The 14,604-nt window shown below is 62.1% G+C and carries 15 protein-coding genes and 1 pseudogene; 5 read left to right on the plus strand and 11 right to left on the minus strand.

What is annotated here, in order from left to right; all coding sequences use genetic code 11:
* Window positions 1-76: 76 nt before the first annotated feature.
* The 3 genes from FHX08_RS11445 to FHX08_RS11455 form a co-directional block, all read right to left on the minus strand.
* A complete protein-coding gene (locus FHX08_RS11445) occupies window positions 77-1,483 on the minus strand; it encodes a HAMP domain-containing sensor histidine kinase (protein WP_132650941.1) in 1,407 nt (468 codons plus the stop codon).
* Complete coding sequence (locus tag FHX08_RS11450) at window positions 1,480-2,226, minus strand: response regulator transcription factor (RefSeq protein WP_132650940.1); 747 nt, start codon at window positions 2,224-2,226, stop codon at window positions 1,480-1,482. Before FHX08_RS11450 ends, FHX08_RS11445 begins: the two co-directional genes overlap by 4 nt.
* Window positions 2,227-2,353: 127 nt before the next feature.
* Window positions 2,354-3,913 carry a Do family serine endopeptidase gene (locus FHX08_RS11455; protein ID WP_132650939.1) on the minus strand — a complete coding sequence of 520 codons (1,560 nt, stop codon included), beginning with the start codon at window positions 3,911-3,913 and terminating at the stop codon, window positions 2,354-2,356.
* 242 nt (window positions 3,914-4,155) lie between these two features.
* Between FHX08_RS11455 and FHX08_RS11460 the strand changes: the two genes are divergently transcribed.
* From FHX08_RS11460 to FHX08_RS11475, 4 genes and pseudogenes are all read left to right on the plus strand, one after another.
* Window positions 4,156-4,503, plus strand: a complete 348-nt coding sequence (locus FHX08_RS11460) for an ArsR/SmtB family transcription factor (protein ID WP_132650938.1) — start codon at window positions 4,156-4,158, stop codon at window positions 4,501-4,503.
* Between the two features lie 38 nt (window positions 4,504-4,541).
* A complete protein-coding gene (locus FHX08_RS11465) occupies window positions 4,542-5,018 on the plus strand; it encodes an SRPBCC domain-containing protein (RefSeq protein WP_132650937.1) in 477 nt (158 codons plus the stop codon).
* Window positions 5,019-5,023: 5 nt separating this feature from the next.
* Window positions 5,024-5,440, plus strand: coding sequence for a VOC family protein (locus FHX08_RS11470; protein ID WP_132650936.1), 417 nt, complete (start codon window positions 5,024-5,026; stop codon window positions 5,438-5,440).
* Window positions 5,437-5,819, plus strand: a pseudogene (locus tag FHX08_RS11475) (DoxX family protein). Before FHX08_RS11470 ends, FHX08_RS11475 begins: the two are co-directional and overlap by 4 nt.
* A gap of 6 nt (window positions 5,820-5,825) precedes the next feature.
* Here the strand turns inward: FHX08_RS11475 and FHX08_RS11480 are convergent.
* The 8 genes from FHX08_RS11480 to FHX08_RS11515 all read right to left on the minus strand — a co-directional run bounded on the left by FHX08_RS11480 (window position 5,826) and on the right by FHX08_RS11515 (window position 13,008).
* Complete coding sequence (locus FHX08_RS11480) at window positions 5,826-6,314, minus strand: cytochrome c-type biogenesis protein (protein WP_132650934.1); 489 nt, start codon at window positions 6,312-6,314, stop codon at window positions 5,826-5,828.
* Window positions 6,311-8,314 carry a heme lyase CcmF/NrfE family subunit gene (locus FHX08_RS11485; RefSeq protein WP_184327196.1) on the minus strand — a complete coding sequence of 668 codons (2,004 nt, stop codon included), beginning with the start codon at window positions 8,312-8,314 and terminating at the stop codon, window positions 6,311-6,313. Before FHX08_RS11485 ends, FHX08_RS11480 begins: the two co-directional genes overlap by 4 nt.
* Window positions 8,311-8,823, minus strand: a complete 513-nt coding sequence (gene ccmE / locus FHX08_RS11490) for a cytochrome c maturation protein CcmE (protein ID WP_184327197.1) — start codon at window positions 8,821-8,823, stop codon at window positions 8,311-8,313. Before ccmE ends, FHX08_RS11485 begins: the two co-directional genes overlap by 4 nt.
* Window positions 8,820-9,992, minus strand: a complete 1,173-nt coding sequence (ccmI, locus tag FHX08_RS11495; protein WP_132652028.1) for a c-type cytochrome biogenesis protein CcmI — start codon at window positions 9,990-9,992, stop codon at window positions 8,820-8,822. The genes ccmE and ccmI overlap by 4 nt, the downstream gene beginning before the upstream one ends.
* Before the next feature lie 99 nt (window positions 9,993-10,091).
* The gene (locus tag FHX08_RS11500; RefSeq protein WP_132652029.1) at window positions 10,092-10,520 is read right to left on the minus strand and encodes a hypothetical protein; all 429 of its coding nucleotides are present in this window, start codon (window positions 10,518-10,520) and stop codon (window positions 10,092-10,094) included.
* 120 nt (window positions 10,521-10,640) lie between these two features.
* The gene (locus FHX08_RS11505) at window positions 10,641-12,044 is read right to left on the minus strand and encodes a sensor histidine kinase (RefSeq protein WP_132652030.1); all 1,404 of its coding nucleotides are present in this window, start codon (window positions 12,042-12,044) and stop codon (window positions 10,641-10,643) included.
* Window positions 12,034-12,705, minus strand: a complete 672-nt coding sequence (locus FHX08_RS11510; RefSeq protein ID WP_132652031.1) for a response regulator transcription factor — start codon at window positions 12,703-12,705, stop codon at window positions 12,034-12,036. The genes FHX08_RS11505 and FHX08_RS11510 overlap by 11 nt, the downstream gene beginning before the upstream one ends.
* 54 nt (window positions 12,706-12,759) lie before the next feature.
* The gene (locus tag FHX08_RS11515; RefSeq protein WP_132652032.1) at window positions 12,760-13,008 is read right to left on the minus strand and encodes a hypothetical protein; all 249 of its coding nucleotides are present in this window, start codon (window positions 13,006-13,008) and stop codon (window positions 12,760-12,762) included.
* Window positions 13,009-13,280: 272 nt separating this feature from the next.
* Between FHX08_RS11515 and FHX08_RS11520 the strand changes: the two genes are divergently transcribed.
* The gene (locus tag FHX08_RS11520; RefSeq protein WP_132652033.1) at window positions 13,281-14,495 is read left to right on the plus strand and encodes an MFS transporter; all 1,215 of its coding nucleotides are present in this window, start codon (window positions 13,281-13,283) and stop codon (window positions 14,493-14,495) included.
* Window positions 14,496-14,604 lie beyond the last annotated feature (109 nt).

Consider the following 14,604-nt stretch of genomic DNA (forward strand, 5'->3'; position numbering starts at 1 on the left):
CTCCCCGCCATGCCGCAATGCGACATTAAACTAGGGCCTCAAGCCGAAAGCGCCAATATGAAAATGATCAGGAAAATCAGGCTGGCTTGGCAGGGAAAACCATGCTGACGGTGAGGCCCGGTCGGTCGACATTGCTGGGTTCGGTGTCGGAGAGTTCCAGCGTGCCGCCATGCAGTTCCATGATCGCTTCCACCAACGACAAGCCGAGGCCGGTGCCTGGCTTCGAACGGCTCTCATCCAGGCGCACGAAACGCTTGAGCACATCCTCGCGCCGATCGGCAGGGACGCCCGGGCCATGGTCGGCGACGGAGAGGCAGATGCCGTCGGGGCGGCGGCTGAGCTTCACCAAGACCGAGCCTGCTCCCTCGGCATCAGCGGAATATTTGATCGCGTTATCGATCAGATTGAAGATCGCCTGACCGATCAGTTCGCGGTTGCCTTGGATCTCGATGTCAGGCTCGATCTCGGAGATCAGCGCCATTCCCGCCTCTTCGGCGACGGGCTCGTAGAGTTCGGCGCTATCGGCGACGATGGCAGACAGCTCGATCGACGACATTTCCGCGGCGACAGAACCGGCTTCGACGCGGGAGATCATCAGCAGCGCGTTGAAGGTGCGGATGAGCTGGTCGGATTCGGAAATGATGCCTTCCAGTGCGCCGCGGCGCGCTTCGCCATTTTCGCTGTCGAGCGCATCTGCCGCTTTGTTGCGCAGTCGCGTCAGCGGCGTCTTCAGGTCATGGGCGATATTGTCGGAGACCTGCCGCAGGCCCTCGTTCAGCTTCTCGATGCGCTCCAGCATCGTGTTGAGCGAGATGGAGAGACGGTCAAACTCGTCGCCGGAGCCGCCGACCGGCAGGCGCTGCGCAAGGTCGCCGGCCATGATCTTCTTGCTGGCATCCGACATGCGGTCGATGCGCTTCAACGCGTTGCGGCCGATGCCGAACCAGATGATGATGGCGCCGAGGCCCATGATGGCAAGCGCGATCATCAGTGCCTGGCGCACCAGCACGCGGAAACGCTCCGGCTCGCCGAGGTCGCGGCCGATCAGCACCCGCAGGCCGTTGTCCAGAACGAAGATATTGGCAATCGCCGTATGCCGCACCACGCCGCTATCGGTGTAGCGCTGATACATGAAGGGTATCGAGGTCCAGCCCTGCTCCTCGAAAACGCCCGGCTGCACCGAGGCGACGTTGCCGGCGAGGATATCGCCCGAGGGACCGGCGATGAGATAGAGATTGGCACCCGGCTGGCGGGCGCGGCGCTCCATCGTGCGCAGCAGCAGGTTCATGCCGCCGGCATCATAGGCGCGCTGGACCTGCGTCACCTCCTGGGCGACCGCCTCACGGATTTGGCCGGTCAGCAGCCGCTGAGACATCGCCGTCACATAGAAGACAAGCGTCGCGGCGCAGATCGAGAAGAGCAGAATATAAAGGGCCGAAAGGCGGACTGCTGTGGACTTGAAGAGAACCCAGAAACGGCTCATCCCTCGTCCTTGATCATGTAACCCGCACCGCGGATCGTCTTCAGCAGCGGCTGGCTGAAGTCTTTCTCGATCTTGGAGCGCAGGCGCGAGACATGCACGTCAATGACATTGGTCTGCGGATCAAAATGGTAATCCCAGACATTTTCGAGCAGCATGGTGCGGGTCACCACCTGGCCTGCATTCTTCATGAGATATTCCAGAAGGCGGAATTCGCGCGGCTGCAGGGGGATTTCCTTGCCGCCGCGGCGGACCTCGTGCGAGAGGCGGTCGAGCTCGAGATCGCCGACGCGATAGACGACGTCCTGATCGGGCGTGCCCTTGCGGCGGCCGAGCACTTCGACGCGGGCGAGCAGCTCGCTGAAGGCATAGGGCTTCGGCAGGTAATCGTCGCCGCCGGCGCGCAGACCCGTTACCCGGTCGTCGACTTGGCCGAGGGCGGAGAGAATAAGAACGGGTGTGTGGATGCCCTTTCGGCGCAGCTCGCTGATGACGGAAAGACCATCGCGGCGCGGCAGCATACGATCGATGACGATGACGTCGTAGGTATTTTCCGAACCCATGAAGAGGCCGCTTTCGCCGTCGCTTGCATGGTCGGCAACGATACCCGCCTCACGAAAAGCTTTCGTGAGATAGACCGCCGCCTCCAGATCGTCTTCGATGATGAGAATCTTCATTCGGCCGACATTACCCTCCGGCTGCTTTTCGGCAAGGCTGAAAGCGTTTTCCTGTGGTGCAGAGGTCATTGCGGGCGTCCTTCATAATTGAAGAATTTGGCGGCTGTGAAGAATTCGGCAAACTTAAATAAATTGGCAGAACTGGAAATCTGGAACCGCGCAGCATCTGCGCGGCTCCAGATTCTGGGGCAGAAGATCAGCCTTGGCCGTTGATCGGAAGGGCGACGAAGCGGCTGCCGTCCTTCGACTGGATCTGGAACAGCGCACGGGTGCGGCCGTCCTTCTTGGCCTGGTTGATGACGCGGACGACATCGTCAGCACTGGAGACTTCCTGGTTGTTGACCGAGGTGATCGTCTCGCCTTCCTTGATGCCCTTGTCGGCAGCATCGGAGTTCGGATCGATGCCGGTGATGGCAAGACCCTTGCCGTCTTCGGCCGGACCGACCGTCAGGCCGAGATCGGCGAGCGCCTTTTCGGATGCCGGCGGCTGAGCCTGCTCCTGCTGGTCGTTGTTGTCGTCAGCCGAGGCCTGCTGGTCGGCCGGCAGTGTGCCGAGTTCGACGGTGACGGACTGGGCCTTGCCGGAACGCCATAGCGAAAGCTCGACCTTGCTGCCCGGCGTCATGGCGCCGATGCGGCGGCTGAGATCGCGCGCATCCTTGACAGGTTCGCCGTTGACGGCGGTGACGACGTCACCGGTCTTCATGCCGGCCTTCTGGCCCGGCGTGCCGTCCTGTGCGGAAACGACCAGAGCGCCACTTGCTTCGGAGAGGCCGAGGGAGTCGGCAATGTCCTTGGTGACCGGCTGGATCTGCACGCCGAGGTAACCGCGGGAAACCGTACCGTCCTTCATCAGATCGGCAACGACATCCTTGGCGGTGGAAGCCGGGATTGCGAAGGCGATACCGACGCTGCCACCCGACGGCGAGAAGATCGCGGTGTTGATGCCTACAACCTGGCCATTGAGGTTGAAGGTCGGGCCACCGGAGTTGCCGCGGTTCACGGCTGCGTCGACTTGCAGATAATCGTCATAGGGGCCGGAGCCGATATCGCGGCCGCGGGCCGAAATGATGCCCGCCGTCACCGTGCCGCCGAGGCCGAAGGGATTACCGACGGCGACGACCCAGTCACCGACGCGAACCTTGTTGTCATCGGCCCAGTTCACATAGGTGAACTTGCGGCCCTTGCCATCGACCTTCAACACGGCGAGGTCGGTGCGCGGGTCCTTGCCGATCAGCTTCGCGTCAAGCTCAGTACCGTCGTTCATGACGGCAACGAAGGCCGAGCCATCGGAAACGACGTGGTTGTTGGTAACGATGTAGCCGTCTTCGGTGATGAAGAAGCCTGAGCCCTGGGCGACCGGGCGCAGACGGCCCTCACCCTGATGGCCGAAGCGGCGCTGCTGGTTCTGGCCCTGACGGTTTTGCTGTTCGCCGAACTGACGGAAGAACGGCTTCAGAGCGTCGGGCAGATCGTCAAAGCCGCGACCATTGAAATCGAAGGAGAAACCGTCGCCATCATCGGAAGCAGGCTTCATGCGGCTTTCGACACGGACGGAGACGACAGCGGGGGAAACGGCGTCAACGACGTTGGCGAAGCTCGGAACCGAGGGAGCCTGGACATTGACAGCCTCGGCGTAAGAACGGGAGATCTCGACAGGGATACCGGTTGCGAGCACGGCGGCAGCCAGACCAGCAACGGTGGATGCCTGAAGCACCGTTTTGAGGGACGGACGTCCGCGGAATTTATTCAGCATTTGAGCACCTTCTCTTCTTGTTCAGATCTCGTCCCGGCAGGCAATGCCGGATCGGTGATGATCGAGATATAGGACGTAACACCTTACTGCGAACTGTCTAGCCGATGAAAAATTCGTAATGTACCGGCAATCTTTTGCGCTCGTCAGACGGACGAGGCGTTCGCCCATCCTTATTTAACCGATCGGTTGACAAGCAGGCCAACGCCCTATATTTAACCATAGAGTTATATACGAGGCAGATCATGCAGACTGACGCTTTGAGTGCCGCTTTCGCGGCCCTCGCAGACCCCACACGCCGGGCGATCATCGCGCGGCTGGCCGAAGGCGAGGCTTCCGTCAACGAACTTGCCGCCCCCTTCGAGATGAGCCTTCCGGCCGTTTCGAAACATCTGAAGGTCCTGGAAAAGGCGGGGCTGATCAGCCGGGGCAAGGAAGCGCAATGGCGGCCGGCGAGACTCGAGCCGATGGCAATGAAGAGTATTGCCGACTGGCTGGAACAATACAGACGGTTCTGGGAAACGAGCTTCGACCGACTGGACGATTACCTGCAGAAGGTCCAGAGAGCGGACGATAGCGGCCCACGCAACTGAATGTCGATGCGCATCCTCAATCAAACAGGGAAATAATTATGGCCGATCAGCTATCGCGCTCCACATTGCATATGCAGCGGGTCTTCAATGCGCCGCGTGCGCTCCTCTGGGCTGCCTGGACGCGGCCGGAAATGGTGGTCGGCTGGCTCGGCCCCGTCGAATGGCCGGCCGTCAGTGTCGTACAGGATTTGCGTGTCGGCGGTGCTTATCGTGCCTGCCTGAAGAATGCGGAAGATGGCCGCCTCCTATGGCAGAGCGGTGTCTACAGGGAGATCGAGGAGCCATCGCGTCTCTCCTTCACCTTCCAGTGGGAGGGATCGCATGAGGATGGCGCCCCGGTCGTGACACTCGTAACCGTCGTCTTCGAGGAACTGGCCGATGGCCGCACGCGGATGGATTTCACCCATGCGGATCTGAGATCCGAAGAGAGCGTTGCCGGGCACCGCTATGGCTGGGAGAGCACCTTCGGCAGGCTGGAACGCTGGATTGCAGCGCAAGGACATCAAAGGGAGTGATGACCATGAAACTCGTAACGAACCTCGTTTTCAAAGGCGAATGCCGGCAGGCCTTCGAATTTTACGCCAAAGTGCTCGGCGGCAAGCTGACGGGCATGTTCACCTTCGGCGAAGCACCCGGCGACGTGCCGGTCGATGCGTCCTTCAAAGACAAAATCATGCATGCCTGGCTCGATGTCGGCGACCAGTCCCTGATGGGCTGCGACGCCCCTCCCGGATATCAGGAGGATATGGGCGGTTTCAGCGCCACCTATCATAGCGAGGACGCGGCAGAGACGAAGCGGGTCTTCGACGCGCTCTCCGAAGGCGGCAGGATCACCATGCCTTTCAACGCAACCTTCTGGTCGCCTGGCTTCGGCATGTTCACCGATCACTTCGGCACGCCCTGGATGGTCAACACGATCCCGGCGGGCCAGCGATGAATGAAACGGCGATGATCTGGACCGGCCGCGTGCTGACCGGGCTTTTCGCACTCTTCATGCTTGGTGCATCGATAGCGCCCAAACTTCTGGGTCTGTCGGTCGCCGAAGAAACGATGACGCAACTCGGCTGGCCGAACGGCTATGTGCTGATGATCGGCCTGATCGAGCTTATCTGCCTCGTGCTCTATCTCATCCCGCAGACGAGCGTCTTCGGCGCAGTGCTGATGATGGGCTGGGTGCGATGGCGACGCAGATCCGCGCCGGAAATCCGCTCTTCAGCCACATTCTGTTCAGCATCTATCTCGGGCTGTTCATGTGGGGCGGGCTGTGGCTAAGGGATCCGGCTGTGCGGGCGCTATTTCCCTATCGCAAGACATAGGAGCGATCATTCCGTCATGTGCCTTGGCGGAATGATCGCTTCCTTCTCCAGCAATTCGGCAAGCCTTTCCTGCTCTTCCGCCGTGAGTTTGCTTCCGGTCGGCTTGCCGGCTCGCTTGCGGGCAAAGACGACGAGGGAGATGCCGCCGGCCAGGATCAGCAGCACGGGCGCGCCCCAGAGGAGCAGCGTTCGCATGCTGAAGCGCGGCTTCAGCAGGACGAATTCGCCATAGCGCGAGACGATGTAGTCCAGCACCTGCTGGTCGCTGTCACCATCAGTAATGCGCTCGCGCACGAGCAGGCGCAGATTCTTGGCGAGATCGGCGTTGGAATCGTCGATCGACTGGTTCTGGCAGACCATGCAGCGCAGTTCGGCTGAGAGCGTCCGGGCGCGGGCTTCGAGGGCGGGGTCGGCGAGCATCTCGTCGGGGTTGACGGCGAAGGCCGGGGCGGCCGCCATCAACAGGGTCAGGGCGAGGAGGAGCCGCCGCATCATTCCGCCGGCTCCATGGCCGGTGCTGCCGGCTTGCCGGTCTTTGCCTTCGCCTTCCTGCTCGGCGCCCCGACCCGCAGGCGCCGGTCGCTGAGCGAGACGAAGCCGCCGAGCGCCATGACGAGCGCCCCGCCCCAGATGCACAGAATGAACGGCTTCCACCAGATGCGCACGACGATGCCGCCGTCATGGGTGGCGTCGCCGAGCGACACATAGAGCTGGCTGAGCCCGAAGGTCAGGATGCCGGCCTCCGTCGTCGGCATCTGCCTTGCGGTGTAGAGGCGCTTGGCCGACCAGACATCGGCGATCTCGGCGCCGGCACGGCGGATCGAGAAGTGGCCGCGATCCTCGGTATAGTTCGGGCCGGTCGCCGGCTGCATGCCGTCAAAGACGATGCTGTAGCCGCCGGCTTCCGTCGCCTGGCCCTGCTTCATCTCGATCACATGCTCGGTCTGGAAGGTGGTCACGGCGACGATGCCGAGCACGGTGATGCCAAGGCCGGCATGGGCAAGCGCCGTGCCGAAGGCCGAACGCGGCAGGCCGGTCAGCCGCCGCCAGGCAATATCGACCTTCACCTTGCCGATGCCGGCGCGATACCAGAGATCGGCGGCCGCGCCCAGGATCAAGAACAGACCGGCGGCAAGGCCGAGCATGGCCATGACCGGACCGCCATGTTCGATATAGAAGAAGACCAGGGCGGCGACGAAGGCGAGGCCGGCCACGACATAAAGCCGCTGCAGGGCGCCGAGCAGATCGCCGCGTTTCCAGGAAAGCAGCGGCCCGAAGGGCACGATGACGAGCAGCGGCGCCATCAGCAGGCCGAAGGTCAGGTTGAAGAAGGGCGGGCCGACCGAGATCTTGTCGCCGGTCAGGGTTTCCAGCACCAGCGGATAAAGCGTGCCGGTCAGAACCGTGCCGCAGGCAACCGTCAGGATCAGGTTGTTGACGACGAGCGCCCCCTCGCGCGAGATCGGCGCAAACAGACCGCCGGCCGACAGTAGCGGAGCGCGCAAGGCAAACAGCGACAGCGCCCCGCCGATGAAGATCAACAGGATGCAGAGGATGAAGACGCCGCGGCTCGGGTCGCTGGCGAAGGCATGCACCGAGGTCAGGACGCCGGAGCGCACCAGGAAGGTGCCCATCAGCGACAGCGAGAAGGTGAGGATGGCGAGCAGCACCGTCCAGATCTTCAAGGCCTCGCGCTTTTCCATGACGAGGGCCGAGTGCAGCAGTGCCGTGCCGGCAAGCCAGGGCATGAAGGAGGCATTTTCCACCGGATCCCAGAACCACCAGCCGCCCCAGCCGAGTTCGTAATAGGCCCAGTAGGAGCCCATGGCGATGCCGAGCGTCAGGAAGGTCCAGGCCGCCAGCGTCCAGGGCCGCACCCAGCGCGCCCAGGCGGCATCGATGCGGCCGTCCAAGAGGGCGGCAACGGCAAAGGAGAAGCAGACCGAGAAGCCGACATAACCGAGATAGAGCAGCGGCGGATGAATGGCGAGGCCGACATCCTGCAACACCGGGTTCAGATCCTTGCCTTCGGCCGGGGCCGGATCGAGGCGGATGAAGGGATTGGAGGTCAACAGGATGAAGAGGATGAAGGCGACCGAGATCCAGGCCTGGACCGAGAGCACATTGGCCTTCAGCCTATCGGGCAGATTGCGGCCGAAGATCGCCACCAGCGCGCTGAACAGCGACAGGATCAGGAGCCAGAGCATCATCGAGCCCTCGTGATTGCCCCAGACGCCGGAATATTTGTAGATCAGCGGCACCAGCGAGTGCGAGTTCTCCCAGACGTTCTGGACCGAGAAGTCGGAGACGACATGCGCATAGGTGAGCACGCCGAAGGAGAAGGCGACAAGGCCAAAGAGCAGGATGGAGCCCAAGGGCGCCACATCCATCATCGCCTGATCGCCGCGCCTGGCACCGATGAGGGGCACGACCGACAAGACGATTGCCGTTGCGAGCGCCAGAACCAGCGCATAGTGGCCGATCTCGATGATCATCGCGTCGCCCTTGTCTGTTGTCCTTGGGCTTCCTGGCCCTTTGCTGCCTCGCCTTGCGGTGCGGCGCCCTTGCCCTCTTCCCACAGGCCTTGTGCCTTCAGCTTGTCGGCGACGTCCTTCGGCATGTAGGTCTCGTCATGCTTGGCAAGCACGGTGTCGGCGGTAAAGACATTGCTGCCGGTTTCGAACGTGCCTTCGGTCACCACACCCTGCCCTTCGCGAAACAGGTCCGGCAATATGCCCTGATAGCGGACATTGACGATCTCACCGCTCGGATCGGTCACCGCAAAACGCACCACCGAGCCCTCGCCACGCATCACACTGCCCGCTCCGACCAGGCCGCCGAGGCGGATGCGGGTGCCCGGCGCGATCGGGTTATGGGCGAGATCACCCGGCATGTAGAAATAGGCGACCGACTGGCTGAAGGCGAACATGACGAGCAGCACGGCAGCAGCAATGAAGCCCATGCCGCCGGCAATCACCGCCAGGCGTTTCTGCTTGCGCGTCATTCACTCTTTCCTTCCCTGGCCACCGATCCGTCCGCGGCAATGCCAAGTTCTTTCGCCAGCGCCAGCAATTGTTTGCCCTCTTCCCCTGGGGCCGGGAAGGCCGCAAGCCCGCGCTTCAGGGCATCTGCAGCGCGATCCTTGTCGTTTAAAACGGCGTAAGAGCGGATAAGACGCATCCAGCCGTCAAAATTGTTGGGATCGGCAGACAGTTTGGCATCGAGGCTTTCCACCATGGTGCGGATCATCTGCTGGCGATCACCGCTGCTCATCGTCTCGGCCGCCGCGACATCCTCGGCGGTCGGTCCGCCGGGTGCTGCCGATTGTGCGGCAGGCGGTACTTGTGCTGCCACCGCCGTGCCGCCGTTCTTGGCAATGTGCTCGTTGACCAGCGGCAGCCATGGCGCATCGGCCGGAGATTGCTTCGCCAATTCCTCGAAGGCGCCACGAGCCTCATCCGACTTGCCCGCCTGCTCCAGGCTCAGCGCAATGTAGAAACGCGCCCGCGGATTGTTCGGCTCCAGGGAGAGCGATTGTTCCAGTATCTTGCGGGCATCTTCCGTCACCACGCCCTCGGCGATTGCCATCAGCGTTTCGGCGAGGCCATCGAGGCGCGCCGGGCTCGGACCCAGCAGGCGGATGGCGTTGCGATAGGCGGTCTCGGCATCGGAGGCCCGCATGGTGTTGAAATAGATCGGCGCCAGCACATCCCAGCCCTTGCCGTCGTCAGGATTTTGCGCCAGATGCCGTTCCGCCTTGGCAACGAGAACGGCGATGTCATTGCCGGGATTGGCAAGCCGCGCCTGCAGCGGCTGCGATGGCAGTTCGGGCCTTCCGGTATTCATGTAAAGACAGAGCCCGATGATCGGCAGGAGCAGCACGATGAAGGCTTCGGTAACACGGTGATGCCTAAGGGGTTTGCTCTTCCCTGCCGGGGCAACACCGGAAACGGCGATCAGGCGCCGGCCGATTTCGGCGCGCGCATAATCGGCCTCTTCAGCGCTGATCAAGCCGCCGGCCAGATCCCGATCGAGTTCAAGCAACTGGTCGCGATAGACAGCGGCCTCGCCAGCACGCGTATTCTCAGCCGCCTTCGCTCCACGCAGAAGAGGGTAAAGCAGGATGGCGGCAACGGCCGCCGTCAGGAAGGCCACAAGAATCCAGAACAGCATATCGGCCCAATTACTTGAAGCGCGCCCTCATTCCAACTGCCAATGCCATGTTGACGAAGATTTGAGGCTTTTGGCCGCAAGGATAACGGGCGACAGAGCTCAGCCCAGCGGCGACCAGGTGCCATTCTCGTTGCGGCAGGCCGCACCGCGCGCGAGCGTATCCTTGCCATCGACAGTGACAGTATGGGTGTACTGTCGGCAATTCTGCGAGCCGACCTGATACGGCGCCGCCGCTACGACGCTGCCTTTCGCTTCGCGGCCAGTCCAGGTGACTGGCTGGCCGACGGCAGCGCCTTCCAGCGCTCGATATTCGGCTTCCAGTGCCCGCTGCTTGTCGCTATCGCTCAGCTGCACACCGGTGCGGGCGACGATGCCGCCCTGTAACGCCGAGATGAAGGCTGCCGAAGCCGGGGGCTTGCCGCCGCCAAAAAGACCGCGCGAAGCGGCACCCTTCGTCGTCGTGCAGCCAGAGAGCGCGACGGCGGCGATAAGGGAAGAAACGATCATGCCTTGCCAACGTAGAGTCATTGCAATCGAACCACGATCAGGGGTGGATTATCAGCCGATCGAAGTGCAGAGTCCCCGTGTCAGCATTAAGGCAAAGCATGCTATACATTTGCCACTATCTTTGTGACATCAAGCAGTTGCTCATGCAACATCCTTTGTCACACCCGGCAAGATAAGCTTGGCTTTCAGCCCGCCCCACTCTCCGCGCGAGAGCTCTAATCGGCCCTGGTATTCATTGGAAATTTCGGTGACGATGGAAAGGCCGAGGCCGGTGCCGGGCTTGCTCTCATCCAGCCTTCGGCCGCGCTTCAGCGCTTCGCGGATCTGGTCGGGCTCCAGACCCGGACCGTCATCCTCGACAGAAAGCTCCACCCAGTGCTTTCGGGCGCTTGCTTCCGTTCCCTTGACATCTTCGCCGGCCTCGACGGCCGAGAGGCGCACCTTGCTCTTTGCAAAGCGCGCGGCGTTTTCCAGGAGGTTGCCGACGGTCTCTTCGAGATCCTGCTGTTCCATGGCGACGGCCAGATGCGGCGGCTGGACGACCAGTTCGAATTCGGTCTCGACATTCAGGCGGCGCATGACGCGCACCAGCCGCTCCAGCGCCGGTTCGGCCTCGGTGCGGGCGAGCACGGATTCGCGCTGGGCGGCAATACGAGCGCGGTTCAGATAGGACTGCACCTGCCCCTGCATGGCTTCCGCCTGGTTGCGCACCAGATCGCCATGCGACCTGTCGAGCACACGCGCCTCATTGAGCAGCACGGCAATGGGCGTCTTCAGCGAATGGGCGAGATTGCCGACCTGCATACGGGCGCGCTCGACGATGCGGCGGTTGCTGTCGATCAGCGCATTGACCTCATTGGCAAGCGGCAGGATCTCGCGCGGGAAATCGCCCTTCAGCTGCTCGCTTTCGCCGGCGCGGATACGCTCCAGAGCGGCGCGCGCCTTGTCGAGCGGCTTGAGGCCATAGAGAATGGCGAGCGCGTTGACGATGAGACTGCCGACACCAAAGCCGGCAAGCGCGAGATAAAGCCGGTGGGAGAAATTGCGGACGTCATCCTCCACGACATCGACATTGCCTGTCACGCGGAAGCGCGCTGCGCGACCATCGGTATCGAGCACCACTTCGGTTTCCGCTACCTGCACCCGGTTCCCGGCTGCGTCCGTCACCTGATAATAGCGCTCGTAATTCTTGTCGAAGGGCGCTTCGACGACCGACAGAACAGGGATGGTCGCCGAACCCAACGAGGGTGAGACGAGCGGCGCGGTCGTATAGGTGCCGAGTGGCTCTACCACCCAATACCAGCCGGTCTTCGGCTGAGCGAAGCGCAGATCGCCGAGCTGCGGGCTGCCGGAGAGAGCGCCCTGATCGCCGATCGTCACGGAATTGATGACGTTGTAGAGCTGGGCGCGCAGCAAATCCTGAAAGCCGCGCTCGGCACTGCGCCGATAGAGCGTCGAGATCAACAGGCCGATCACCACCAGCGCCACCGTCGACCAGACTGTGGTCAGAAGCAGCACGCGTGCGGTGAGCGACTTAATTCGCATTGGTCGGCGCTTGGATGCGGTAACCGAGACCGCGCACCGTTTCGATCAGATCGACACCCATCTTCTTGCGCAGGCGGCCGACAAAGACCTCGATCGTATTGGAATCGCGGTCGAAATCCTGATCGTACATATGCTCGACCAGCTCCGTGCGCGAGACCACCTCGCCCATATGATGCATGAGATAGGCCAGCAGGCGATATTCATGCGAGGTGAGCTTCAGCGTCGCGCCGTTGACGATCGCCTTCGAGGTCTTGGTGTCGAGGCGCACCGGACCGCAGACGATTTCGGAGGAGGCATGGCCGGCCGCACGGCGGATCAACGCACGAATGCGGGCGAGCACCTCTTCGACATGGAAGGGCTTGGTCACATAATCGTCGGCGCCCGCATCGATGCCGGCAACCTTGTCGCTCCAGCGGTCGCGGGCGGTCAGGATCAGCACCGGCACGGTGCGGCCGGCGCCGCGCCATTTTTCAAGCACGGTCACGCCATCCATTTCCGGAAGGCCGATATCGAGGATGATTGCATCATAGGGCTCGGTATCACCAAGAAAATGGCCCTCCTCGCCGTCGAACGCCTGATCGACGACATAGCCCGCCTCTTTCAGCGTGTCGCTGAGCTGCCGGTTCAGATTGACATCGTCTTCGACTACCAGAATGCGCATCGCTTCGCCTTCTTCCGCTGCAAATCACTGGAACCTTGAATAAGCCGATTCCGCTTACATCGGAACCTTTACCGTCACCTTGCGCGGACGCTGGCCGTTGCCCTGAACGAGAACGGTGATGATGCACTTGTCACCCACCGGCTGCACGGAGAGAAGTTGGCCTCCGGTTTCCTCCACGACCTGCTGGGCTGCGGCGCTGCAATCGCCAGCCACACGCAGGACAAGCGTGTGCGTATCGTCCGGTGAGGGCGCCGAAACCGCCAGTCCGGCGGCCAGTGCTGCGACGCTCAGAGGAGAGGCCATGTGCTGTGCTTTCAATGTAATCCAACTTGGCCCGAATATGTACTCACGCGACCTGAATGGCAAATGAATGCACGGTAATGCGGGAATTTTAAAATAATTCTCGACTATTGCGCGAAATATGCTTGAATCCTGAATGATGGCCGCATGCCTTTTCATTGCAACGGAAATCTCGGCATCCACCAAATTCGTGCTGCATTTGTCCGATCGAACCTTTCGCCGTATGGTTGAAGCTGCTATCGCGTTCCCGCCTTCATCCATTCAATTTCAGAATCATGCAGAAATCATTCTCGATCCGTACGGCGCAGACAGTTGGCGTGCTCGCCGTCACTCAGCTTGTCGGCTGGGGCACCACCTTCGATATGCTTGGCGTCATGGGCCGCGTCATCGCGCCGGCACTTGGGCTTCCGAATGAAGCGATTTTTGCCGGCCTGACGATCATGATGGTGATCAGCGCTTTTGCCGGTCCGGTCACCGGGCGCTGGCTTGGCCGTTATGGCGCGGCAAAAGTGCTCGCCGCCTCGTCAATCACCTTCGCGATCGGCCTGCTGCTGCTTGCCGCCACGACAAACATCGTCGTCTATGCCATCGCCTGGGTCGTTATCGGCTTTGGCGGCGCGCTTGGCCTTTCGGCGCCCTGCTATACGGCCGTCGTGGAGCGCGAAGGGGTCAATGGCAAACGGGTCATTTCCATCCTCATGCTGTTTACCGGTCTCTCGGCCACCATTTTCTGGCCGGTCCTGACGCTGCTCAACGAGAATTTCGGCTGGCGCGTTACTTTTCTCGTCTCGGCCGGCCTGCAATTGCTCGTCTGCCTGCCGCTGCATCTCTTCGGCCTGCCGAAACCGGTAGCCAGCCATACGCAGGGCGCAGCCGCCGAGACGGCGCCGGTGGAGCTTTCGCCAGCCGACCGCCGCAAGGCTTTTCTGCTGATTGCCATCTCCACCACGCTCTGCACCTTCATCACCTTCGGCGTCTCGCCATCCCTGCTCGAAATCTTCCGCCAGACCGGCGCATCGCCGGCCCTTGCCCTGCAACTTGGTTCGGCCCGCGGCGTCATCGGCATTTCGGCGCGGGCGCTCGACATGCTGCTCGGCAAGCGCGGCAATCCGATCCTCACGTCGGTTATGGGCGTCAGCCTCATGCTGTTCAGCTTCCTGATGCTCTTCATCGTCCCGCCGTCGACGCCGCTGCTCGTCACCTTCGTGCTGCTCTACGGTTTTGGCTCCGGCGTGCTGGCTGTTGCCCGCGCGCTGCTGCCGCTCGCCCTCTTCTCGGCCAGGGAATACGGGTTGCAGGCCGCCCGCCTCTCGATGCCGCAGAATCTCGCCAACGCCATTGCGCCCGTCATCTTCACAGCCATTCTCGACCGCGCCGGCGCCGCCCCGACGATCATCACCTGCGCCCTGCTTGCGGCCGTCGCTTTGGTTTTCGTGCTGATGCTGATGGCGTTGGTGCGCAGCGCAAGGCCGAGCGCGCAGCCGGCCTGACCGGCAGCGGGCAAGGCGGCGCTGGCCTGCCGCATGCTCACTTCGCTTTCGAGATCAGCCATTCTCAATATCTATCGAGCTGGCCGCCCTGCCGTCAGCGCAGCGAACC

The sequence above is a fragment of the Rhizobium sp. BK529 genome (assembly GCF_014194105.1).
GTDB lineage: Bacteria > Pseudomonadota > Alphaproteobacteria > Rhizobiales > Rhizobiaceae > Rhizobium.